Consider the following 21,469-nt stretch of genomic DNA (forward strand, 5'->3'; position numbering starts at 1 on the left):
GCCGCACACCGGATGTCTTGCCAGGGAAAGCCGAATGTTGTTCTACTTGCCCCGGGGGGAAGGCCGCATATCACCAAGCGATTGTTTGACGTAGCCGTACCGGACCGCGTTGAGACCACACCCGAGGAGATGCCGATGGAGCGCGTGACCAGGAAGGGCCCACTGGCCGGAGTGCGCGTGCTCGAACTGGCGGGCCTGGCCCCCGGGCCGTTCGCCGGAATGATGCTGGCCGACCACGGCGCGGAGGTTCTCCGGGTGGAGCGCACCGCCACCGTCGCCGCCGCCGGCGACAGACCGCGCCCCGACGTGATGGACCGGGGCAAGCGGACGATCGGCCTCGACCTGAAGTCCCCCGAGGGCGTGGCGGCGTTCAAGGAGCTGACCGGGAACGCCGACGTGGTCATCGAGGTCTACCGTCCCGGGGTGGCCGAGCGGCTCGGCATCGGCCCCGCCGACCTGCACGCCGTCAATCCGCGGCTGATCTACGGGCGGATGACAGGCTGGGGCCAGGAGGGCCCGCTGGCGCCGACCGCCGGACACGACATCGACTACATCGCGATCTCCGGCATCCTGTCGATGCTGGGCCGCGAGGGCGAACGGCCCACCCCGCCGATCAACATCCTCGGCGACTTCGCGGGCGGCGGACTGATGCTGGCGTACGGCGTGCTGCTGGCGCTCATCGAGCGGGAGCGGACCGGCGAGGGCCGGGTCGTCGACGCGGCCATGGTCGACGGGGCGGCGACGCTGTTCGCGATGTTCTACCAGGGCGTCCAGAGCGGCTTCTGGGGGCCGCGCGGGACCAACCTGCTCGACACCGGAGCGCCCATGTACGACACCTACGAGACCGCCGACGGCCGCTTCCTCGCGGTCGGGGCGCTGGAGCCGCAGTTCTGGGCGGAGATGGTCACGCTGATGGGACTGGAGGACCTGCCCGACCGCAACGACAGGTCCCAGTGGCCCGCGCTGCGCGAGCGGCTGGCCGAGGCGTTCCGGTCCAGGACCCGCGCCGAGTGGGAGGCGGTGTTCGACGGTTCGGACGCGTGCGTCTCCCCCGTGCTGGAGATGACCGAGGCCGCCGACCACCCGCACAACAAGGCCCGCGGCACCTTCGTCGAGGTCGGCGGCGTCCGCCAGCCCGCCCCCGCGCCACGCCTGCTCGGTGTGTCCGGACAGGATCTCTCTCCCGCGACCCGGCTGGCGGACCTGTCCTCGTGGGGCCTGCCGGAGGAGGCCGCCGCCAGGCTGCGCGCGGCGGGAGTGCTCGCGTGACCTGATCCCCGCAGTTCACGGGCGGTGCACCTGGCACAGGTGTACCGCCCTTTGTCGTAGATATTGTTTGATATGTAGTAGATGTACTACATTCGTACACATGAGTACTGCGGTGAGTGTTCGCGGGCTGCGGATGACATACGGCGCGGCCGAGGTGTTGCAAGGAGTCGACCTTGAGATCAGGCGGGGCGAGATCTTCACTCTGCTGGGGCCCAACGGAGCGGGCAAGACCACCACGATCGAGATCCTGGAGGGCTTCAGGACCAGGTCGGCGGGCGAGGTGAGCGTGCTGGGGACGGACCCCGCGCGCGGCACCGACGCCTGGCGGGCCAGGCTCGGGATCGTGCTGCAGAGCTGGCGCGACCACCCTCGCTGGAGCGCCGGGGACCTGCTGGCCCACCTCGGCGAGTTCTACGACGACCCTCGCGACCCGGACGAGCTGCTGGCCGCGCTGGGCCTGACCGCGCAGGCCGGGCAGCGGGTGAGCCGCCTGTCGGGCGGCCAGCGCCGCCGGCTGGACGTCGCACTGGGCATCGTGGGCCGCCCCGAGCTGCTGTTCCTCGACGAGCCGACGACCGGGTTCGACCCGGAGGCCCGGCGGGAGTTCCACCTGCTGATCGAGAAGCTGGCCGCCGACGAGGGCATCACGGTGCTGCTGACCACGCACGACCTCGCCGAGGCCGAGAAGCTGGCGCACCGGACCGCGATCCTGGTCGGCGGGGAGATCGCCGTGTGCGGGACCCCGTCCGAGCTGGCGGAGGCCGTACAGGCCCAGTCGCGCGTCCGCTGGCTGGAGGACGGCAGGGAGCGGGTCCTGACCACATCGGACCCGTCCCAGGCGGCCTGGGAGCTGCACCGCAGGTTCGACGGCCCGGTGCCCGGCCTGGAGATCCGGCGCCCGTCGCTGGAGGAGAACTATCTGAGCCTCATCGGGAGGGCGGCATGAACGTCAGAGCACTGCGCATCGGAGTACGGCGGGGCTGGAGAGAGCAGCTGCACCTGGTCAAGGACCGCAGGGAGCTGATCACCGCACTGATCGGCACGGTAGGGGTCTTCGCCCTGCTGATCCTCTGGATCGGCGACGGTCAGGTCGAGGAGACAGGCGTCTCCCAGGGCACGTTCATGACGATCGGGTTCCTGGCCCTCACCGTCTTCTCCCAGGGTCTGACGACCCTCCCGGTGGCGATCGCCAACGACCGCGAGGACGGGACGCTCCTGCGGCTGCGGACCGTCCCCGGCGGGATTCCCGCCTACCTCATCGGCCGGGTGGTGACCGCCCTGTGCCAGATCGTCGTGCAGGGCGTGCTGATCCTGGGCACCGGCGTCGCGCTGGGCGGGGTGAGACCACCCCACGACTGGCTGACCATGGCCTGGGTGCTGCTGCTGGGCACGTTCGCCGTGGTGCCGCTGGGAGTGGCCATCGGCTGTCTGGTCCCCAGCCCGAAGGCCGCGGGCGCGATGCTGGGGCTGCCGATGATGGTCCTGATGGTCACCTCGGGGGTCATGCTCCCCGTCACGTTCATGCCCGAGGTCGTCCAGTGGATCTCCCAGGCGTTCCCGCTCTACTGGCAGGGACTCGGCCTGCGGGCGGCGTTCATGCCCGACGCCATGCTCGCCGTCGAGATCGGCCAGAGCTGGCGCCTGCCCTGGGTGGGCGCCGCGCTCGCGACCTGGACGGTCGCGGGGATGCTGCTGGCACCAGGGCTGATCCGCCGGGTCACCCGCCGCGAGTCCGGATCCCGGCTCGCCGAGCGGCAGCTCGTCGCCCAGGGCTGACAAGGGCTGGGAGACTGCTGGGATGTCCGCGGAAGATGTGTACAACCGGATCTCGGTGCTGAGAGCCGAGCGCGGTGTCTCACGCAAGGATCTGGCGGCCGCGCTGGGTGTCCACTACCAGACGATCGGCTACCTGGAGCGCGGGGAGTACAGCCCGAGCCTGTTCCTCGCCCTGCGCATCTCCGAGTACTTTGAGGTTCCGTTGGAGGTCGTTTTCTCCCTGAAGCCGTTCCCCCGGCTGGGCAGCGAGGTGAAGTGATGGGTGAACTGACCCCCAAACAGCTGGAGACCCGCTATCGCGACTGGCCTCCGCGCTCCTGGTATGCCACCCGCAGGAACCGCCGGCTCCTCGCCGGCGCGGGTGCCGGCTCCGCCGGGCTGATCTGGGTCAGCGCGATCGTGTGCTGGTATCTGGCGCCGAGCGACCTCGCCATGTGGACCACCTTCGCCCTGGGAGGGTCCGCCCTGGTGATCTACATCGTGGTCTACTCGGCGCTGGTCGGGGCCACCCGCGGCGTGGTCGGCCTCGCCGAGCGCTACCTGGACGAACGCCAGTCCCTCGAGCGTCAGAAGGCCCAGGCCGACGCCCGGCGGGGGACGACGGCGGTCCTCATCGCGCTCGGGGCGATGTTGTCGTTCGCCGTATCCGGGGCCGAGATGACCATCCGGATCCCAAGTGCGGCGATCGTCATGCTCATGTACGCCGTGGTCACGACGCATCTCATCCTGCCGTCGCTCCTGATGGGCTGGCGGATGCCCGACCCTCCGCCGGACGACGAAGACGACCGGGATGACGGAGACGACAGCGACGACGAGGGACACGACCGGATCGGAGAGGTCTCCGGCCGGACCGGGAACGGTCAGCCCATCGACGGGAACACCGCGACGTAGAGGTCCACGCCCGCGGGATGGTGGATCTCCACGTCGGTGGTGAAGGCGCGGGGCGGGGCGCCGCCGGACTCGGTGTGCTCCCACACCCGCTGCCACGTCTCCTGGAGCGCTCCAGGCATCGGCCCTCGGGCTTCCAGCCTCAGCGCCTGGCTCCTGGGCACCCGGACCGCGACCATGCCCTCGGGCAGCGCGGCGGCGGTGCGGACGGCCACCCCGACGATCTGGGTGTAGGCGCCGTGGTGATCGCTCTCGTAGTCGGTCAGCACGGCGTAGACGTTCTCGTCCACCCGTCCGGGGACATGGGCGAAGGCACCGGGCACACCCGCGCGCGCCCACAGCGCGCCGAGCCGGCCCTTGCCGGCCTCCATCTCGTCGGCGTTGGAGGTCCGTACGGCATGGCCAACGACGATCATCTCGGGCCGATCAACAACGATCACAGCGCCTCCTCACGGCCACCCATTAAATTCGAGCAAATGGGATCTTAGTCTCCGTTTCGACTGGTAGACCCCTCTTCGCCGTCCCCGAAACGGGGAACGTTCACCTTGGCCCACGCACCGGATAAGGTGGACGAACGTGAAGTTCCTCAACGAGATGGCGCCCGCCCACGACCTGACCTACAGCGATGTGTTCATGGTCCCGTCGCGGTCGTCCATCGCCTCCCGGCTCTCCGTCGACCTGTCGACCCACGACGGCACCGGCACCACGATCCCGATCGTCGTCGCCAACATGACGGCGGTCGCGGGACGCAGGATGGCCGAGACCATCGCCAGGCGCGGCGGCATCGCCGTGATCCCGCAGGACATCCCGATCGACGTCGTCGCCGACGTCGTCGGCTGGGTCAAGGCGCGGGACCTGGTCCACGACACCCCCCTCACCCTCACCCCGCACGACACCGTCGGCGAGGCCCTCAACCTGCTGCCCAAACGGGCCCACGGCGCGATCATCATCGTCGACTGGGAGAACCACCCGATCGGCGTGGTCACCGAGGGCGACTGCAGCGGCGTGGACATGTACACCCAGCTCTCCCAGGTCATGTCCGACCACCTGCTCACCCTGCCGGCCGGGCTCGACCCGCGCGAGGCCTTCGACCGGCTCCACGGGGGCCGGCACCGGCTCGCCCCGATCGTCGACGGCGAGGGCCGCCTGGTCGGCATCCTGACCCGGACGGGCGCGCTGCGGGCCACGCTGTACAGGCCCGCGCTCGACACCTCCGGCAGGCTGCGCGTCGCCGCCGCCGTCGGCGTCAACGGCGATGTGGCCGCCAGGGCCAAGGAGCTTCTCGAAGCCGGGATCGACTGCCTGGTGGTGGACACCGCCCACGGCCACCAGGACAAGATGATCAGCGCGCTGCGGGCGGTCAGGGCGCTCGACCCGGACGTGCCGGTCGCCGCGGGCAACGTCGTCACCGCCGAGGGCGTGCGCGACCTGGTCGAGGCCGGGGCCGACATCCTCAAGGTCGGCGTCGGCCCGGGCGCGATGTGCACCACCCGGATGATGACCGGCGTCGGCCGCCCGCAGTTCTCCGCCGTCCTGGAGTGCTCCGCCGAGGCCCGCCGCCTCGGCCGTCACGTCTGGGCCGACGGGGGCGTCCGCCACCCGCGCGACGTGGCCCTCGCCCTGGCCGCCGGGGCGGCCAACGTGATGATCGGTTCCTGGTTCGCCGGGACCTACGAGTCGCCGGGTGACACCCGCACCGACGCCGACGGGCGGAAGTACAAGGAGAACTTCGGCATGGCCTCGGCCCGCGCGGTGAAGCTGCGCACCTCCGAGGACTCCCCCTTCGAGCGGGCCCGCAAGGCGCTGTTCGAGGAGGGCATCTCCACCTCCCGGATGTATCTCGACCCGGTACGGCCCAGCGTCGAGGACCAGGTCGACGCCATCGTGGCCGGTCTTCGCTCCTCGTGCACCTACGCGGGCGCCTCCACGCTGCAGGAGTTCCACGAGCGCGCGGTGGTCGGCATCCAGAGCTCGTCCGGCTACACCGAGGGCATGCCGCTCCACCAGAGCTGGTAAGCCGTCCGCAAGGAAGGTCTCTCCCGGGACCACCCGCGGCTGCGTGAGGAGTACGCCGCCCGGTGAGGCGGCCCTCCTCACCCCACGGATCCGGAGCTCAGCCCTTGACGCTGCCCGTCAGCAGGCCGCGGACGAAGTAGCGCTGCATCGACAGGAAGACGGCCAGCGGGATGACCACCGAGACGAACGCGCCCGAGGTCAGGCGCTGCCACTCGTTGCCCTTGGTGCCGGCCATCTGCGCCAGCCGCACCGTCATGGGGGCGGTCTCCGCGGTGCCGCCGGCGAAGATCAGAGCCACCAGGAGGTCGTTCCAGACCCAGAGGAACTGGAAGATGCCGAAAGTGGCCAGCGCGGGACCGACCAGGGGCAGGACGAGCTTGCGCAGGATCGCGCCGTGGGTGGCGCCGTCCACCCTGGCGGCCTCCATCAGCTCACCGGGCAGTTCGGACATGAAGTTGTGGATCAGGAAGATGCCCAGCGGCAGCGCGAAGCAGGTGTGGGCGAACCAGACCTGCACGAAACGGCCGGGTCCCTCCAGATCCCAGGCGGGCAGGATGTGGACGCCGAAGACGTCCACGCCCTGGGAGAAGAACGACAGCAGCGGGACCAGCGCCATCTGCAGCGGCACGATCTGGAGGGCGAAGATGCCGATGTAGATCCATTCGCGCCCCCGGAACGGCAGCCAGGCCAGCGCGTAGGCGGCGAAGGTGGCCAGGGCGAGCGGGAGGAGCACCGACGGGATCGTGATGACGATGGAGTTGATCAGGAAGCTGGCCATCTGGCCGGAGGACGAGGAGGTGCCGAACAGCACCTGCTGGTAGTTCTCCAGGGTGAGCTGCGGGTCGGAGAAGAACGTCCACCAGCCGGTGGACTTGATCTGGTCCTCCGGGCGCAGCGAGGAGAGCAGCAGGCCGAAGGTCGGGGTGGTCCACAGGACCGCGATGACGATCGCGACGGCGCTGGCGACCTTGCCGCTGAGCCCCCGCCGGACGCGCTGCGGCGCGGTCGTGGCCCGGGGACGCGCCACGCTCTGGGTCAATGTGGTCACGCGGACTCCTTCGCCGGCCACGTCGCCGTGGCGCCGTGCACGCCGGCTCGCCTCCGCATGTCTGCTCGCTCGCTCACCGGACCTCCCTGCGCTGGCGGATCTGGTAGATCACGATGGGCGTCACCAGGGCGAACAGGAAGACCGCGAGCGCCGCGCCCTTGCCGGTCTCGCCGTAGCGGAACGCCTGGTTGTACATCTCGTTCGCGATGACGCTGGTGTCGAACTGGCCGCCGGTCATCGTGCGCACGATGTCGAACAGCTTCAGCGTGCCGATCGACTGGGTGACCAGGACCACGATCACGGCCGAGCGGATGGAGGGCAGCGTCACGCGGAAGAACATCTGCGTCGGGCTCGCCCCGTCCAGCCGGGCGGCCTCGACGATCTCCGCCGGGATTCCCTTGATCGCCGCGGAGAGCACCACGGTGGCGAAACCGGCCTGGATCCAGACCATCACCGCGATCAGGAACAGCGTGTTCAGCGGAGGATCCTGCAGCCACTGCCGGGGTTCGCCGCCCAGGGCGACCACGAGCTGGTTGAGCAGGCCGATCTGGTCCTGGTCGTCGGCACGGTAGGCGTAGACAAAGCGCCAGATGATGCCCGCGCCGACGAAGGAGATCGCCATCGGCAGGAAGACCAGTGACTTGGCGAGCGACTCGAACCGGGTGCGGTCCACCAGGACGGCGTAGAGCAACCCGACCGAGGTCACCAGCAGCGGAACGAGCAGGACCCAGATGAGCGTGTTGCGGAGCACGGTCAGGGCCTCGGGCTGGGTGAACATCCAGGCGTAGTTGTCCAGGCCCACCCATCGCATGCCGTCGCCGCTCATGAACGACAGCAGGGTCGTCCGTACGGCGGGCACCACCAGGCCGATGGCCAGCAGGACGATCGCGGGCAGGAGCAGGATCGTCGCGTGGGTCCAGGCTCGCCGCCGCATCGGGGCGCGGTCGACCAGCAACAGGATCACCGCGACCACCACGAGGAAGGCGGCGATGCCGATCAGCAGCTGGACGAGCTTGGGCTGTTCGGCGGCGAAATCGAAGTCCATCGGAGGGATCTCCCGGGAGGATCATGCCGATACGGGCGATGCATCCGGCCCTGCAAGCCAAGCAGGGCCGGATGCATCGTCACATATCAGGACTTGGGCCAGGAGGCGTCGATGTAGTCAAGGACCGTCTTGGTGTCCTTGCCGTTGATCCAGTCGGTCATGCCCTTCCAGAAGGTGCCCGCGCCGACCGCGGCCGGCATCAGGTCCGAACCGTCGAACCGGAAGACCGTGTCCGGGTTCTGCAGCATCTCCATGGAGAGCTTGTCGATCGGGTTCTGCGCCAGGTCGGGGTCCACACCCTTGCGCGCGGTGACGTACGTCGCCAGCTTCATCCGGGCCGCCGGAAACTCCGCCGAGGCGAGGTAGGCCTGCACGGCCTGGACCTCGGGGCGGTCGGTGAAGGCCGCCACGAACTCGCCCGCACCGAGGACCGGCTTCTTGGACGGGTCGTTGCCCGGCAGGTAGAAGGCGAACACGTCGCCGTCCTCGGCCACCTTGGTGCCCTCGGGCCAGAAGTTGGCGTAGAAGGACGCCTGGCGGTGCAGCGCGCACTTGCCCTGCGTGATCGGGACGCCGCCCTCCTGGAAGGCGGTGCTGGCGATCGACTTCACCGGGCCGTAGCCGCCGTTGACGAACTTCTCGTTCTTGAGGATCGCGCCGACCTTGTCCACCGCGGCGACGACCTTGGGATCGTTGAACGCGAGCTTGTGGCTCACCCAGTCGTCGTACCCCTCGGGGCCGGCCTCGCGGAGCATGATGTCCTCGACCCAGTCCGTCGCCGGCCAGCCGGTCGCGTCACCGGACTCGATGCCGGCGCACCACGGCTTGACGCCGGAGCCGGCGATGGTGTTGGTGAGGGTCATCAGCTCGTCCCAGGTCGTGGGGACGGTCCAGCCCTTCTCCTTGAACATCTTCGGCGAGTACCAGACGAAGGACTTCACGCTGGCGCCCAGCGGCGCGCCGTAGAAGGTGCCGTCGACGGTCGAATACTTGGCCCAGTCCGGCGACCAGCCCTCGCCGAACAGTTTCTTCACCTCGGCCGAGGCGGGCTTGAGCTTGCCGGCCTTGGCGAAGCGCTCCAGCAGACCCGGCTGCGGGAAGAAGGCGATGTCCGGCGGGTTGCCGCCGTCGGCGCGCACCTGGATCTGGGCCTCGAACTCGCCGGTGCCCTCATAGGTGATCTTCATCCCCGTGCACTTCGCGAACGGCTTCCACGCCTGCTCGAAGAGGTCGGCCTCGGTGTCACGGATCGAGGAGTAGATGCTGACGGTCTTGCCCGCGTGGTTACCGTACTTGGTGAAGGCCGCGCATTCAGCCGACGTGCTGCTGCCGCCTCCGCCCGCCGATGGCTTGTTCTCCGTGGATGCGCAGGCGGTGGCGACCAGCGCCAGCCCAATGGTGCCCGCCACCAAGGTGACGCGGTTGGTCCGTGAGAGGAGCGACATGGACCTTCCTCCATATAAAGTTGCCGGGAAGTGTGAGAGCGCTCTCTGGAAGAGTCGTCTGCGCACTCTCCGATGTCAATAACTGTGATATTACGGTTACAGTCCCATTTTTCTTGACATGCAACTTGGACAAGCGTGATGCTCCAGAGAGCGCTCTCACAGAACTGCGGAACAGAATGGAGCGGCGAGGATATGACCATCTCCGCTGAAAAGTCCCCCATCCTCAAGGACTCCGGCGTGCTGAGGTTTCCCGAGGGCTTCGTCTGGGGCGCCGCCACCGCGGCCTACCAGATCGAGGGCGCGGCCCGGGACGACGGCAGGGGTCCCTCCATCTGGGACACCTTCTCCCGGACCCCCGGCAAGGTGCATGCCGGGCACACCGGCGACGTGGCCTGCGACCACTACCACCGCTACCCCGAAGACGTCCGCCTCATGGGCGATCTGGGCCTCTCCGCCTATCGCTTCTCCATCTCCTGGCCTCGCGTCCAGCCCGACGGCTCCGGCCCGGCCAACCCGCGCGGCCTGGACTTCTACGACCGCCTGGTGGACGAGCTACACGGAGCCGACATCACCCCGATCGTGACGCTCTACCACTGGGACCTGCCGCAGACCCTGGAGGATCGAGGCGGCTGGACCAACCGGGAGACCGCCGAACGGTTCGCCGAGTACGCCGAGTACGTACACGCGCGGCTGGGCGACCGGGTCGAGACGTGGACCACGCTGAACGAGCCCTGGTGCTCGGCCTTCCTGGGCTACGCGTCGGGCATCCACGCGCCTGGCCGTACCGAGCCGGAGCTGAGCTTCGCCGCCGTCCACCACCTGCTGCTCGGCCACGGGCTGGCGGTCGGGGCCCTGCGCGCGGCGGGGGCGGACCGGATCGGCATCACGCTCAACCTCTCGCCGGTGCTCGGCGAGGACGCCGAGGCGGTGTCCGTCGTGGACGGCCTGCAGAACCGGATCTTCCTTGACCCGGTGCTGCGCGGGGAGTACCCCGCCGACGTGGTCGGGCGGGCCGGCCGCTTCACCGACTGGTCCTTCGTCAGGGACGGCGACCTGGAGGTCATCAGCCGGCCGATCGACCTGCTGGGGGTGAACTACTACAATCCACAGACCGTGGCCGCCCGCACCGGCGAACCCGCCAACCCCGTCTACCCGGGCAGCGAGGGGATCGCCTTCCCCCGCCCCGATGTGCCGAAGACCGCGATGGGCTGGCCGGTCCAGCCGTTCGGGCTGACCGACCTCCTGGTGCGGCTGTCGCAGGACTACCCCGGCACCCCGCTGATCATCACCGAGAACGGCGCGGCCTTCGACGACGTCGTGGAGGACGGCCAGGTCCACGACACGGACCGCGTGTCCTATCTCGACGGGCATCTGCGCGCCGCCCACGCCGCCATCGAGGCCGGTGCCGATCTGCGCGGCTACCTGGTCTGGTCGCTGCTGGACAACTTCGAGTGGGCCGAGGGCTACAACAAGCGGTTCGGCGTCGTGCACGTCGACTACACCACGCAACGCCGTACCCCCAAGGACAGCGCGCTCTGGTACCGCGAGGTCGTCCGCCGGAACGGGCTGTGAGAGTCCGGCCGACTCTGGAGAAGGTCGCCGCCCGGGCAGGGGTGTCCCGGGCGACCGCCTCACGAGTGATCAACGGCTCCTCCCGGGTGGCCCCGCAGATCCGTGAGGCGGTGAACCGCGCCGTGGAGGAGCTGGGCTACGTCCCCAACCAGGCGGCGCGGAGCCTGGTCACACAGCGGTCCGACTCGATCGCCCTGGTGTTCCCCGAGCCGGCGACGCGCGTCTTCTCCGACGACCCGACCTTCGCCGGGATCATCTGGGGGGTCAGCATGGAGATCGAGAAGGCCGACAAACAGCTCGTGCTGATGCTCACCGGTCCGGATGGCAGCTACCACCGGGTCGAGCGCTACGCGACCAACGGGCACGTGGACGGTGTGATCGTCGCGTCGATGCACGGGACCGATCCGCTGCCGGGAATCCTGACCCGGCGGGGCGTCCCGGTGGTCTGCAGCGGCCGTCCCGGCGTGCCCAGCGATCTGCCCTACGTGGACATGGACAACATCGGCGGCGCCGAGCACGCGGTCCGGCACCTGGTGGAACAGGGCCGCCGCCGGATCGCGACCATCGCCGGTCCCCAGGACATGATCGCCGGAGTCGACCGGCTCTCCGGCTACCGCAACGTCCTGCGGGACTCCGACCGCCGTTCCATCGTCGCGGTCGGCGACTTCACCCGGGAGTCCGGCGCGGTCGCCATGCGCCAGCTCCTGGCCGACGACCCGGAGCTGGACGCGGTGTTCGTGGCCAACGACCTGATGGCGCTGGGCGCGTTGCGGGCGCTGCGCCGGGCGGGCCGGGGGGTCCCCTGCGACGTCGCCGTCGTCGGCTTCGACGACATCCCGGCCGCGGCCTACGCAGAGCCGCCGCTGACCACCGTCCGCCAGCCGACCGTGGAGATGGGCCGCCGGCTGGCGCGCATGGTGCTGAACCCCGAGGAGCGGGCGCCGCTGGTGCTCCCCACCGAGCTGGTGGTGCGGGAGTCTACGAAGATGACCTGACGACGAGCTCCGTAGGCATGATCACCGGGTCGGTGGGGCCGTCCGCCAGGAGGCCGAGCAACAGGCGGACCATGGCGGCGGCCTGCTTCGCGTGCGAGGTGTGGACTGTGGTGAGCGGCGGATCGGTGTAGCGGGCGGCCTCGATGTCGTCGTAACCGACGATGGCGACGTCGTCGGGGATGCGGCGGCCGGCCTGCCGCAGCGCGTGCATGGCGCCGATCGCCATCAGGTCGTTGGCGGCGAACACCGCGTCCAGCTCCGGGTCGTCGGCCAGGAGCTGGCGCATGGCGACCGCGCCGGACTCCCGGGTGAAGTCGCCGACCGCGATGATGGAACGGCGGTCGGAGTCCTGGAGCACCTGCCGGTATCCGGTGAGCCGGTCCTGACCGGCGATCATGTCCAGCGGTCCGGCGATCGTCGCGATCCGCCGCCTCCCCCGCTCCAGCAGGTGACGCACGGCGACGGCGGCGCCGCCCACGTTGTCGTTGTCCACGTAGGGGATGGCGACCGGCACGGCCGGCCGGCCGTACGAGACGACCGGGACGCGCAGCCGGGTGAGCGCGACGGGCAGCGGGTCGGCGCCGTGACTCGACACGAGCATGACACCGTCCACATGGCCGCCGGCGATGTAGTTCTCCGCCCGGGCGTGACTCTGGGGGGATCCGGCCAGCAGGAGCACGACCTGCATGTTGACGGCCTCCAGCTCGATGCTGGCCGAGCGGATCACGGTGGAGAACATCGGATCGTCGGAGAACACCCGGTTCGGGGACTCCGAGACGACGAGCGCGACCGAGTTGGTCCGCTGGGTGACCAGGTTCCTCGCCGCCCCGTTGGGAACGTAGCCCAGCTCCTCCACCGCCCGCAGCACCATCTCGCGGATGTCCGGGGTCACCGTGGTCTGACCGTTCACCACCCGGGAGACGGTCGACCGGGAGACTCCGGCCCGGGCGGCGACCGCCTCCAAGGTGGGTCGTCTCATCTAGCTCCCCCGTAGTCCGTTCCGCTTGATGACCTCGCTGTACCACAGCGCGCTGTCCTTGAGCAGGCGTCGCTGGGTGGCGAAGTCGACATGCACGATGCCGAACCTGCGCCTGTACCCCTCGGCCCACTCGAAATTATCCAGCAGCGACCAGACCAGATAGCCCCGCACGTCCGCCCCCTCGGCGATCGCGGCGTGTACGGCGCGCAGATGGCCGTCCAGATAGCCGGTCCTGCCGGTGTCGTGGACCCGGCCGTCCTCCACGACGTCGTCGAAGGCGGCGCCGTTCTCGGTGACGATCAGGCCGACCTCGGGATAGTCGTCGGCCAGCCGCAGGAGCAGGCGCGACAGTCCGTTGGGCACGATCGGCCAGCCCATCGCGGTGACCGGCGCGTCGGCCGTGCAGAAGCGGACGTCCTCGCTGCCCGGCCATGCCGCGTCGGCGGCCTCGCCGGGCCCGGACTCGACCACGCAGGGGTTGTAGTAGTTGATACCGATCATCTCGATCGGCTGGTGGACGGTTCCGAGGTCGCCGTCATGGATGTGGGCGAGACCGCCGTTGCGTTCGACGATCGTGAGCAGGTCCGCGGGATACTCCCCACGCAGCGCGGGATCGAGGAACTGCCGGACGAGCAGGGTGTCGATCCGGTTCACCGCCTCGGCGTCCGCCGCCGACGGCTCGGCCGCCGGGTCGCGCACCTGCGCGGGAGTGATCACCGGCGCGAGGTTGAGCACCAGCGTGATCTCCTCGGCTCCTCCGGCGCGGAGTGCCTGCGTCGCCAGCCCGTGCCCCAGCAGCAGGTGGTGGGCCGCTCGCAGCGCGGCGGCGGGGTCCTGCCTGCCCGGCGCGTGGACCCCGTTTCCGTAGCCGAGGAAGGCCGACACCCACGGCTCGTTGAGGGTGGTCCAGTGCTGGACCCGGTCCCCCAGCCGCTCGTGTACGGCCCGCGCGTAGTCGGCGAACCGGTGGGCGGTGTCCCGCGCGGGCCAGCCGCCGGCGTCCTCCAACGTCTGGGGCAGGTCCCAGTGGTAGAGGGTGGCGTACGGCGTTATCCCGGCCTCCAGCAACCTGTCGACCAGGCGACTGTAGAAGTCCAGGCCCCGGGGGTTGATCCGGCCGGTGCCGTCGGGCTGGACGCGAGGCCAGGCGACGGAGAACCGGTAGGCGGCGAGTCCCAGGTCGCTCATCAGCCGGACGTCGTCGGCGTAGTGGAAGTAGTGCTCGCAGGCCACGTCACCGGTGTCACCCCCGGCGACCTTGCCCGGCGTGCCGGAGAAGGTGTCCCAGATCGACGGCCGCCTGCCGTCCTCCTTGACCGCCCCTTCGATCTGGTAGGACGCGGTGGCCGCGCCCCAGACGAAACCGGTGGGGAAGTCCGCGCGCCCCTGTGTGAGGGAGGCCCCCCGAATGCCGACCGCGGTCATCCCTTCACAGCTCCTTGCATGATTCCTCCGATGATCTGCTTGCCGAGCAACGCGAACACCGCGACCAGCGGCAGGGTGCCGAGCGTGGTGCCCGCCAGCCCGAGCACGTAGTCGTTGACGTATCCGCTGGCCAGAGTGGACAGGGCGACCTGCACCGTCGGGTCCTCCGGGGTCAGGACGACCAGCGGCCAGAAGTAGTCGTTCCAGGCCGACATGAAGGTGAGCATGCCGAGCACGGCCGCCGCGGGGCGGGCGGCCGGGAGTACGACGTGCCAGAAGAGGCCCCAGGTGGTGCAGCCGTCAACCCGGCCGGCCTCCAGCAGCTCGGTCGGCAGGGCCCGGGACAGGTACTGGGTCATGAAGAACACGCCGAACGCGTTGATGAGCGCGGGCGCGATCAGCGCGTACATGGTGCCGGTCCACTCGAGTTTCACCATCAGCATGTACAGCGGGATGATCCCGAGCTGGGCCGGAACCATCATGGTCGCCACGGTGAGCACCAGCAGGACGTTCCTGCCGCGGAAACGCAGCTTGGCGAAGGCGAACCCGGCCAGCGTGGACAGGAACATCACCGCGATCGCGATGGAGCCGGACACCAGGACGGAGTTGAGCATCGCCAGTGCGAAGGGGACCGTGTCGAAGACGCGGGCGATGTTGGCGAAGAGGTTGCCGCCGGGCAGCAGCGGGGGTGGGACATCCGCCAGGGCCGCGTTGTCCCGGGAGGCCACCACGACGCTGTAGTAGAGCGGCAGCGCCGAGAAGAACGCCACCGCGGTCAGGGTGAGATAGGTGAGCCTGCGGGCGGCGCCGGAACGGGACCGTCTGGCCGCGGGGACGGTGGTGCGGGGGCGCCGGGCCGCGGGGGCGGCGGTGCGGGCGCTCACGTCAGTCCCCCCTTTGCTCGGCGGGTGAGCAGATAGTTGACGCCCGCGACCAGGACGATGAAGACGAACATCATCCAGGAGATGGCCGAGGCGTAGCCGAAGTCGAGCTTGGTGAAGTTCTCGTAGATGAGCAGCGAGAGCGTCTGGTACTGCCGGTCCGGGCCGCCGGAGATGCTGTAGGTGCCGAACAGGAGTGGCTCTGCGAGAACCTGCATGGCGCCGATCGTCGAGGTGATGACGACGAAGATGATCGTGGGTCTGATCATCGGAATGGTGATCTTACGGAGCTGGGTGGCTCCGCTGGCGCCGTCGAGGGTGGCCGCCTCGTACAGCTCGCGCGGTACGGCCTGCATGGCCGCCAGGAAGATCAGCGCGTTGTAGCCCGTCCACCGCCACATGATCATGACGGAGATGGCGACGTGGGAGGTCGCCACCCCCTCGTTCCAGGCGACGCCGTCGACGCCGAACCAGCCCAGCATCCAGTTGATCACGCCGAAGTCCCGGCCGAACAGCTGGCTGAAGATGACCACCACGGCGACCACGCTGGTCACATTGGGCAGCAGGAGCGTGACGCGGAAGAAGGTCTGCGCCCGCAGCGGCCGGTTGAGCAGGTGGGCCAGCCAGATGGCCAGCAGCAGCTGCGGGGCGGTGGACAGCACCCCGATGGACAGGGTGTTGAAGGTGGCGTTCCAGAAGTAGTCGTCGGCGAGCAGCGCCCTGAAGTTGTCCAGACCGACGAAGGTGTGCTCGTCCGACAGCAGTGTCCACTCGTGCAGGCTCACCCAGGCGGTGTAGGCCAGGGGGAACAGCCCGAACGCGGAGAACAGCAGGAAGAACGGGGCCACGTAGGCGTACGGCGAGCCCTTGACGTCGAGTTGGTGGACCAGGTGGCGGCGGAGGCGGTGGCGAGATCGCACCGGCCCGTCCGGGGGGACCGCCGCCAGGCGATCCGGTGCGCGGGTGGCCATGGCAGCTCCTTTCGGCGATTCGTCAGGGGTGGGAGGCAGGCGGCCGACCGGTGCGAGACCAGTCGGCCGGGGGAAGGACGGACTACTTGATCCTGCCGACGTCCTTCAGCGCCTGCGTCCAGGCCTCCTCGGCGTTCTGCTTGCCCTGCTCCACCCGCTGGAGGCCGTTGTTGAACGCCAGCAGGACGTCGCCGGCCTTGGGACCCACGTGCTGCGGCTTGAGCGCCTTCGCGGCGCTGGTGAAGATCTTGCCGATCGGCGCGTTGCCGAAGTAGGGGTTGACGTAGTCGGCCACCGCCGGGTCGTCGTACAGGGCGGGCAGCGAGGGCAGCGCGCTGGCCTCCTTGAAGAGCATGATCTGGCTCTCCTTGTTGGTGAGCAGGTCGATCAGCTCGGCGGCCTCCTTGGGGTGCTTGCCCTGCTTGGGCAGCATCAGGTGGGTGCCGCCCTGGTTGCCGCCGCCACCGGGCACCGCGGCGATGTCCCAGGCGCCCTCACCGGGCTTCTGGTCCTTGATCGTGCCGGTCTTCCAGGCCGGGCAGACCATGGTGGCGAAGGTGCCCTTGGCGATCCCGGTGTTCCACGGCGGGGTGAAAGCGGCGAGTTTGGCCGACAGGCCCTCGTCAACGATCTTCACGGACATGTCGTAGGCCTTGCGCACCTCCGGGTTGGTGCCGGCCACGATCTTGTACTGGTCGTCGTAGAACCCGACGGGGGCCTGCTCGACCATGGCGCGGAAGTGCTCACCGGGGCCGTCGGTGAACTTGGCGCCCGCCACCTTGGCCGCGACGAACTTCTTGCCCGTCTCGATGTAGGCGTCCCAGGTCGGCCAGAGCGCCGACACCTCGTCGCGGTCGGCGGGCAGGCCGGCCTTCTTGAACAGGTCGGGGCGGTAGCACATGGCCAGGCCGCCGACGTCGGTGCCCAGTCCCATCAGCGAGGAGCCGTCGTTGGAGACGCCCAACTGCCACTTCCAGTCGAGATACTCGCTCTTGCGCCGCTCCAGGCCGTAGTCCTTGAGGTTGTAGAACTTGTCGGGCACGGGCGTGAAGGCGCCGATGTAGCCGCCCTCGACGGCGACGACGTCGGCGGCGCCCGCACCGGTGGTCAGCTGCGTGATGAGGTTGGTGTGGTGGTCGTTGAACTGCGAGCGGCGCTCCACGATCTCCACGTTGGGGTGGGTCTTCTTGAACGCCTCATACAACGGCGCGTAGTGGAAGTCACTGAACAGCGCGACGGTCAGCTTGATCTTCTCTCCCGGCTGGGAGGCCGACGCACTGCTTCCGGCGGTGCCACCGCCGTCGCCACCACAGGCGGCGAGGCTCACGGCCAGCGCCGACACGGCGACCATCGGGGCGAGGAACCGGTGACGTAGCTTGCGCATGGAACCCTCCTAGGGTCCTCATAAGTGATCATGGAGAGAGCGCTCCCTGAGCAGATTGATGGCAGCGGAGTTACGTGTCAACGACCTCTCCGATAACGATCGCTGTTACCTGCCGGCCCCCTCATGGAGAGCGCTCTCCCGTTTTTCTTTGCGTTTTCGCAGGTCAAATGAGTGGAGGAAGCCTATTTGCAAGATCAAGGGAACGCTCCCAGTAGAAAAAGTCAGATGAACATCGCGTGGCGGCCATATTTCGTAGCGTCGGAAACAGCCCGTGACGGACCGGCCGCCGCCGTCGACCTCCCTTGCAGGGAGCGCTCCCCAGGTTCCCCGCCGACTGGCGGAGCGACGGCCGGCCATCCGCGGCCTCGGCCGGCCCGGTCCGGCCCGCAGGACCCTTCACGGACACCTGTCCGATCCACCGCACCACCCCGGGGACGACGGCCGCCTGCCGGCGGGGAGCCACCTCCGGGAGTCATATGGCCTGCCCCCCTTCCTGGGCCGCCTCGAAAGCGCGACGCAGGAGCCGCCGTGTCCCTCTGTCCCTCATCCGGCCGCCGGACCCCGTAGAGTCGTGCGGCCGGTCGGAAAGCAACCGGCGCGTATCCAATCAAGGAGAACCACGTGGCACTGGAGAAGCCGGAGATCGACTTTCCGGAGGGCGACGCCCCCGCGGAGCTGCAGATCGTCGACATCGTCGAGGGAGACGGCCCTGAGGCCAAGCCCGGGCACAGGGTCAGCGTGCACTACGTCGGCGTCGCCTTCTCCACCGGCGAAGAGTTCGACGCGTCGTGGAACCGCGGTGACGCCTTCGACTTCCAGCTGGGTGGCGGCCAGGTCATCGCGGGCTGGGACCAGGGCGTCGCGGGCATGAAGGTCGGCGGCCGTCGCCGCCTCACCATCCCGCCCCACCTCGGCTACGGCAACCGCGGCGCGGGCGCCCGCATCAAGCCGGGCGAGACGCTCATCTTCGTCGTGGACCTGCTCGGCGTCAGCTGACGTTCCGCCGATGGGCCGTCCCTCCGGGGAGGGACGGCCCATGTCCCCCGGGGATCACTCCGAAAAGCGGGATCCGCACTCCCTGAATGTCACCCCCAGCTCTTAGGCTGGGCCTTGTGTTGTTGATCGATCTTGCGCGCACCTCCGCCGCCGTTGCCGCGGGCTCCGCCCGGCTGGCCAAGGTCGGCCATCTCGCGGAGTTGCTCGGCCGGGTCACGCCGGACGAGGCGGAGATCGCCATCGCCTACCTCTCCGGCGAGCTGCCGCAGCGCCATATCGGCGTGGGTTGGGCCGGCCTGCAGGACCCGCCGGACCCGCGCCTGGCCGCGACCGCCACCCTGCGCCAGGTCAACGACCTCCTCGACCGTGTCAAGGCTCAGGCGGGCCCGGGCTCCCAGGCTGCGCGCAAGGCTCTGATCGCCGAGCTGTTCGGAGCGCTCACCCGCCAGGAACAGACCTTCCTGTTCCGGCTGCTCCGCAACGAGCTGCGGCAGGGCGCGCTGGACGGCGTGATGATCGAGGCCATCGCGAAGGCGGCCGCGGTGCCGGCGACCGAGGTCCGCCGGGCGCTGACCCTCCGTGGCTGGCTACCCGCCGTCGGCGCCGCCGCACTGAGCGGCGGTGTCGAGGCGTTGCGCGCCTTCCACCTGGAGGTCGGCCGCCCGGTGTCGCCGATGCTCGCGCAGAGCGCCACCTCCGTCGCCGCCGCCCTGGGCAAGCTCGGCGGCTCGGCGGCTATCGAGTGGAAGCTTGACGGCGTGCGGGTCCAGGCGCACCGCTCCGGCGACACGGTGAGCGTTTTCACCCGGACCCTCGACGACATCACCGCCCAGGTGCCCGAGCTGGTCGAGGCGGTCCGTGCGCTGCCCTCCGACGACCTCGTCCTGGACGGCGAGGTCATCGCGCTGCGTCCCGACGGTCGACCCAAGCCCTTCCAGGTCACCTCCGGCCGGGTGTCCAGCCGCATCGACGTGACCCGGGTGCGCGAGAAGACCCCGCTCCGCGTGTTCTTCTTCGACGCCCTCCGGGTGGACGGCGCCGACCTCCTGGAGCTGCCGGGCGAGAGGCGTCACGCAGCGCTGGCCGCGGCCGTGCCCCCGGAGCTGGTGACGCCCCGTCTGGTCACCGACGACGTCGCGCGCGGGGAGGCGTTCTTCAAGGACGTCGTCAGGAGCGGCCACGAGGGCGTGGTGGTCAAGTCGCTGCACACGCCCTACGCCGCCGGACGGCGTGGCGCCGGCTGGATCAAGGTGAAGCCCCGGCACACTCTCGACCTGGTCGTCCTCGCCGTCGAGTGGGGAAGCGGCCGGCGCGAAGGCAAGCTCTCCAACCTGCATCTGGGCGCCCGCGATCCGCAGACCGGCGGGTTCGTCATGCTCGGCAAGACCTTCAAAGGTCTGACCGACGAGCTGCTCGCCTGGCAGACCGAGCGCTTCCTGGGGCTTGCCGAGGGGCCTACCGACGGCTGGACGGTCGTCGTCCGGCCCGAGCTCGTCGTCGAGATCGCCTTCGACGGGGTCCAGCAGTCCAGCCGCTATCCCGGCGGGATGGCACTCCGCTTCGCCCGGGTGATCCGCTACCGCCCCGACAAGAACGCCGGAGAGGCCGACACCGTGGAGATGGTGCGCTCCCTCATGCTCTGACCGACTCAGCCGGCCACGCGCCGTGCCGGAGAGCGGGCGGAGGGCCCCTCAGGACGGGAGCGACGGGGCGGACGGCGCCACGGGCGCACCCGGCAGACCGGCGCCGACGGGCAACATCGACTCGCACGCCTTCACCGCCGCGCCGTACTCCCGGGAGAAGGCGTCGACGCGGTCGCCTTTGATGTCGAGGTTGATCAGCCCGTCCGAGGAGACCGTGACCTCGGGAAAGTCAGGCAGCCCGTGCGAGCGCATGCAGGCGGTCCCAAGCCGTTCGCCTTCGCCGAACTGGTCGCCCGGATCCGGGCGCCGGCCAGCTGCTGGCCGCCGGGGGCGCCGCGGTCTCCGCCGAACGGCTCCTGGAGCGGGGCTGGGACGAGTTCGCCGACCCGTTCACGCAGACCGTGAAGGTGACGATCAGCCGGTTGCGCCGCAAGCTCGGCACCCCTCCGCTTATCGAGACGGTCCCGCAGGCCGGTTACCGGATATGAGGCGGACGGTACGGCTGCGTCTGACCCTGCTCTACAGCGGCCTGTTCCTGGTGGCCGGGGTGCTGCTGGTCGCCCTCATCTACTTCCTGGTCGAACACTCGCCCTTCCCCGGACCGCCGGCCGCTCCCGCGTCACTCGGGGGGCTCGACCTGCCGGTCCCGGTGTCCCAGTTGGAGGAGCCGCGGGCCGAGAACCTGCGTCGGCTGCTGGTCAACTCCCTGATCGCGCTGGCGGTCATGGCGTTCGCGTCGATGCTGCTGGGCTGGCTCATGGCCGGGCGCGCACTGCGGCCGCTGGCCGACATGACAACCACCGTCCGGCGTATCACGGCCGACCGGCTCGACCGACGGCTGGCCGCGTCCGGGCCGGACGACGAGCTCAAGGAACTGGCTGACACCTTCGACGAGCTGCTGGATCGGCTGGAGGCCGCGTTCACCGCTGGAGGCCCGCCCCCTCCCGGAAGGCGGGCTTGAGGTGACCGTGGCCCTGGTGTTGTGAGTCGATCCCTGCCGCCCGCCATCCCGGTCGGAACCTGAGGACCGGACCAGCAAGCAAGTGGCACCGGTCTGTCCCTTCCGGCCCCGAACAGGCCGATCTTTATCTAAATTGATCCACTTTCTTGACGAAAGTGGCATAAATCACCATCAT

21 protein-coding genes and 1 pseudogene are annotated in these 21,469 nt (G+C 69.5%); 12 read left to right on the forward strand and 10 right to left on the reverse strand.

Translation table 11 applies throughout. From position 1 onward, the window contains the following. The first annotated feature begins 135 nt into the window (after window positions 1-135). From FHR32_RS02920 to FHR32_RS02940, 5 genes are all read left to right on the forward strand, one after another. A complete protein-coding gene (locus FHR32_RS02920; RefSeq protein WP_184752737.1) occupies window positions 136-1,269 on the forward strand; it encodes a CaiB/BaiF CoA transferase family protein in 1,134 nt (377 codons plus the stop codon). Between the two features lie 100 nt (window positions 1,270-1,369). Next, the gene (locus FHR32_RS02925) at window positions 1,370-2,215 is read left to right on the forward strand and encodes an ABC transporter ATP-binding protein (protein WP_184752738.1); all 846 of its coding nucleotides are present in this window, start codon (window positions 1,370-1,372) and stop codon (window positions 2,213-2,215) included. Beyond that, window positions 2,212-3,045, forward strand: coding sequence for an ABC transporter permease (locus FHR32_RS02930; RefSeq protein ID WP_184752741.1), 834 nt, complete (start codon window positions 2,212-2,214; stop codon window positions 3,043-3,045). Before FHR32_RS02925 ends, FHR32_RS02930 begins: the two co-directional genes overlap by 4 nt. Window positions 3,046-3,067: 22 nt before the next feature. Further along, window positions 3,068-3,304, forward strand: coding sequence for a helix-turn-helix transcriptional regulator (locus FHR32_RS02935; RefSeq protein WP_184752743.1), 237 nt, complete (start codon window positions 3,068-3,070; stop codon window positions 3,302-3,304). Then, window positions 3,304-3,936: a hypothetical protein gene (locus FHR32_RS02940; protein ID WP_184752746.1), complete on the forward strand. Its 633-nt coding sequence runs from the start codon at window positions 3,304-3,306 to the stop codon at window positions 3,934-3,936. Before FHR32_RS02935 ends, FHR32_RS02940 begins: the two co-directional genes overlap by 1 nt. On the opposite strand, the gene FHR32_RS02945 is transcribed toward FHR32_RS02940, so the two are convergent. Further along, window positions 3,906-4,373: a GyrI-like domain-containing protein gene (locus FHR32_RS02945; protein WP_184752748.1), complete on the reverse strand. Its 468-nt coding sequence runs from the start codon at window positions 4,371-4,373 to the stop codon at window positions 3,906-3,908. The genes FHR32_RS02940 and FHR32_RS02945 overlap by 31 nt on opposite strands. A gap of 136 nt (window positions 4,374-4,509) precedes the next feature. Between FHR32_RS02945 and FHR32_RS02950 the strand changes: the two genes are divergently transcribed. Continuing rightward, a complete protein-coding gene (locus FHR32_RS02950) occupies window positions 4,510-5,949 on the forward strand; it encodes a GuaB1 family IMP dehydrogenase-related protein (RefSeq protein WP_184752750.1) in 1,440 nt (479 codons plus the stop codon). 97 nt (window positions 5,950-6,046) lie between these two features. On the opposite strand, the gene FHR32_RS02955 is transcribed toward FHR32_RS02950, so the two are convergent. The 3 genes from FHR32_RS02955 to FHR32_RS02965 form a co-directional block, all read right to left on the reverse strand. Then, window positions 6,047-6,997 carry a carbohydrate ABC transporter permease gene (locus FHR32_RS02955; protein WP_184752752.1) on the reverse strand — a complete coding sequence of 317 codons (951 nt, stop codon included), beginning with the start codon at window positions 6,995-6,997 and terminating at the stop codon, window positions 6,047-6,049. 73 nt (window positions 6,998-7,070) lie between these two features. Next, window positions 7,071-8,042, reverse strand: a complete 972-nt coding sequence (locus FHR32_RS02960) for a carbohydrate ABC transporter permease (protein ID WP_184752754.1) — start codon at window positions 8,040-8,042, stop codon at window positions 7,071-7,073. Window positions 8,043-8,128: 86 nt separating this feature from the next. Then, complete coding sequence (locus FHR32_RS02965; protein WP_184752756.1) at window positions 8,129-9,487, reverse strand: ABC transporter substrate-binding protein; 1,359 nt, start codon at window positions 9,485-9,487, stop codon at window positions 8,129-8,131. 192 nt (window positions 9,488-9,679) lie between these two features. On the opposite strand from FHR32_RS02965, the gene FHR32_RS02970 reads away from it, so the two are divergent. Together FHR32_RS02970 and FHR32_RS02975 are read left to right on the forward strand one after the other, a co-directional pair. Next, window positions 9,680-11,059 carry a GH1 family beta-glucosidase gene (locus FHR32_RS02970; RefSeq protein WP_184752758.1) on the forward strand — a complete coding sequence of 460 codons (1,380 nt, stop codon included), beginning with the start codon at window positions 9,680-9,682 and terminating at the stop codon, window positions 11,057-11,059. Further along, window positions 11,056-12,054 carry a LacI family DNA-binding transcriptional regulator gene (locus FHR32_RS02975; protein ID WP_184752760.1) on the forward strand — a complete coding sequence of 333 codons (999 nt, stop codon included), beginning with the start codon at window positions 11,056-11,058 and terminating at the stop codon, window positions 12,052-12,054. Before FHR32_RS02970 ends, FHR32_RS02975 begins: the two co-directional genes overlap by 4 nt. Here FHR32_RS02975 and FHR32_RS02980 read toward each other — a convergent pair. From FHR32_RS02980 to FHR32_RS03000, 5 genes are all read right to left on the reverse strand, one after another. Further along, on the reverse strand, window positions 12,038-13,033 hold the full coding sequence (locus tag FHR32_RS02980; RefSeq protein ID WP_184752762.1) for a LacI family DNA-binding transcriptional regulator: 996 nt from the start codon (window positions 13,031-13,033) through the stop codon (window positions 12,038-12,040). The genes FHR32_RS02975 and FHR32_RS02980 overlap by 17 nt on opposite strands. Next, window positions 13,034-14,458, reverse strand: coding sequence for a GH1 family beta-glucosidase (locus FHR32_RS02985; protein WP_184752764.1), 1,425 nt, complete (start codon window positions 14,456-14,458; stop codon window positions 13,034-13,036). It abuts the gene before it with no gap. Further along, a complete protein-coding gene (locus FHR32_RS02990; RefSeq protein WP_312881920.1) occupies window positions 14,455-15,342 on the reverse strand; it encodes a carbohydrate ABC transporter permease in 888 nt (295 codons plus the stop codon). The genes FHR32_RS02985 and FHR32_RS02990 overlap by 4 nt, the downstream gene beginning before the upstream one ends. Beyond that, window positions 15,339-16,310: a carbohydrate ABC transporter permease gene (locus FHR32_RS02995; RefSeq protein WP_184752766.1), complete on the reverse strand. Its 972-nt coding sequence runs from the start codon at window positions 16,308-16,310 to the stop codon at window positions 15,339-15,341. The genes FHR32_RS02990 and FHR32_RS02995 overlap by 4 nt, the downstream gene beginning before the upstream one ends. A gap of 82 nt (window positions 16,311-16,392) precedes the next feature. Further along, on the reverse strand, window positions 16,393-17,694 hold the full coding sequence (locus FHR32_RS03000; RefSeq protein ID WP_184752768.1) for an ABC transporter substrate-binding protein: 1,302 nt from the start codon (window positions 17,692-17,694) through the stop codon (window positions 16,393-16,395). Window positions 17,695-18,315: 621 nt separating this feature from the next. Here FHR32_RS03000 and FHR32_RS03005 point away from each other — a divergent pair. Then, window positions 18,316-18,690: an FKBP-type peptidyl-prolyl cis-trans isomerase gene (locus FHR32_RS03005; protein ID WP_184752770.1), complete on the forward strand. Its 375-nt coding sequence runs from the start codon at window positions 18,316-18,318 to the stop codon at window positions 18,688-18,690. A gap of 116 nt (window positions 18,691-18,806) precedes the next feature. Further along, the gene (locus FHR32_RS03010) at window positions 18,807-20,333 is read left to right on the forward strand and encodes an ATP-dependent DNA ligase (RefSeq protein WP_184752772.1); all 1,527 of its coding nucleotides are present in this window, start codon (window positions 18,807-18,809) and stop codon (window positions 20,331-20,333) included. Window positions 20,334-20,381: 48 nt separating this feature from the next. On the opposite strand, the gene FHR32_RS03015 is transcribed toward FHR32_RS03010, so the two are convergent. Continuing rightward, entirely contained in the window at window positions 20,382-20,585 is a 204-nt protein-coding gene (locus FHR32_RS03015) for a hypothetical protein (protein ID WP_184752774.1), read from the reverse strand. A 59-nt stretch (window positions 20,586-20,644) separates the two neighbouring features. Between FHR32_RS03015 and FHR32_RS03020 the strand changes: the two are divergent. Continuing rightward, window positions 20,645-20,821, forward strand: a pseudogene (locus FHR32_RS03020) (winged helix-turn-helix domain-containing protein); the annotation flags it as partial. After that, window positions 20,818-21,294: a HAMP domain-containing protein gene (locus FHR32_RS03025; protein ID WP_184752776.1), complete on the forward strand. Its 477-nt coding sequence runs from the start codon at window positions 20,818-20,820 to the stop codon at window positions 21,292-21,294. The pseudogene FHR32_RS03020 and the gene FHR32_RS03025, both read left to right, overlap by 4 nt. The last annotated feature ends 175 nt before the right edge of the window (window positions 21,295-21,469 follow it).

Source organism: Streptosporangium album (assembly GCF_014203795.1).
GTDB classification, from domain to species: Bacteria; Actinomycetota; Actinomycetes; order Streptosporangiales; family Streptosporangiaceae; genus Streptosporangium; species Streptosporangium album.

Coding starts and splice junctions, on each gene's coding strand:
- FHR32_RS02920 (WP_184752737.1), top strand. CDS start 136: ATGGAGCGCGTGACCAGGAAGGGCCCACTGGCCGGAGTGCGCGTGCTC.
- FHR32_RS02960 (WP_184752754.1), bottom strand. CDS start 8,042: ATGGACTTCGATTTCGCCGCCGAACAGCCCAAGCTCGTCCAGCTGCTG.
- FHR32_RS02940 (WP_184752746.1), top strand. CDS start 3,304: ATGGGTGAACTGACCCCCAAACAGCTGGAGACCCGCTATCGCGACTGG.
- FHR32_RS02980 (WP_184752762.1), bottom strand. CDS start 13,033: ATGAGACGACCCACCTTGGAGGCGGTCGCCGCCCGGGCCGGAGTCTCC.
- FHR32_RS02985 (WP_184752764.1), bottom strand. CDS start 14,458: ATGACCGCGGTCGGCATTCGGGGGGCCTCCCTCACACAGGGGCGCGCG.
- FHR32_RS02970 (WP_184752758.1), top strand. CDS start 9,680: ATGACCATCTCCGCTGAAAAGTCCCCCATCCTCAAGGACTCCGGCGTG.
- FHR32_RS02935 (WP_184752743.1), top strand. CDS start 3,068: ATGTCCGCGGAAGATGTGTACAACCGGATCTCGGTGCTGAGAGCCGAG.
- FHR32_RS03025 (WP_184752776.1), top strand. CDS start 20,818: ATGAGGCGGACGGTACGGCTGCGTCTGACCCTGCTCTACAGCGGCCTG.
- FHR32_RS02965 (WP_184752756.1), bottom strand. CDS start 9,487: ATGTCGCTCCTCTCACGGACCAACCGCGTCACCTTGGTGGCGGGCACC.
- FHR32_RS02930 (WP_184752741.1), top strand. CDS start 2,212: ATGAACGTCAGAGCACTGCGCATCGGAGTACGGCGGGGCTGGAGAGAG.
- FHR32_RS03015 (WP_184752774.1), bottom strand. CDS start 20,585: ATGCGCTCGCACGGGCTGCCTGACTTTCCCGAGGTCACGGTCTCCTCG.
- FHR32_RS03000 (WP_184752768.1), bottom strand. CDS start 17,694: ATGCGCAAGCTACGTCACCGGTTCCTCGCCCCGATGGTCGCCGTGTCG.
- FHR32_RS02995 (WP_184752766.1), bottom strand. CDS start 16,310: ATGGCCACCCGCGCACCGGATCGCCTGGCGGCGGTCCCCCCGGACGGG.
- FHR32_RS02925 (WP_184752738.1), top strand. CDS start 1,370: ATGAGTACTGCGGTGAGTGTTCGCGGGCTGCGGATGACATACGGCGCG.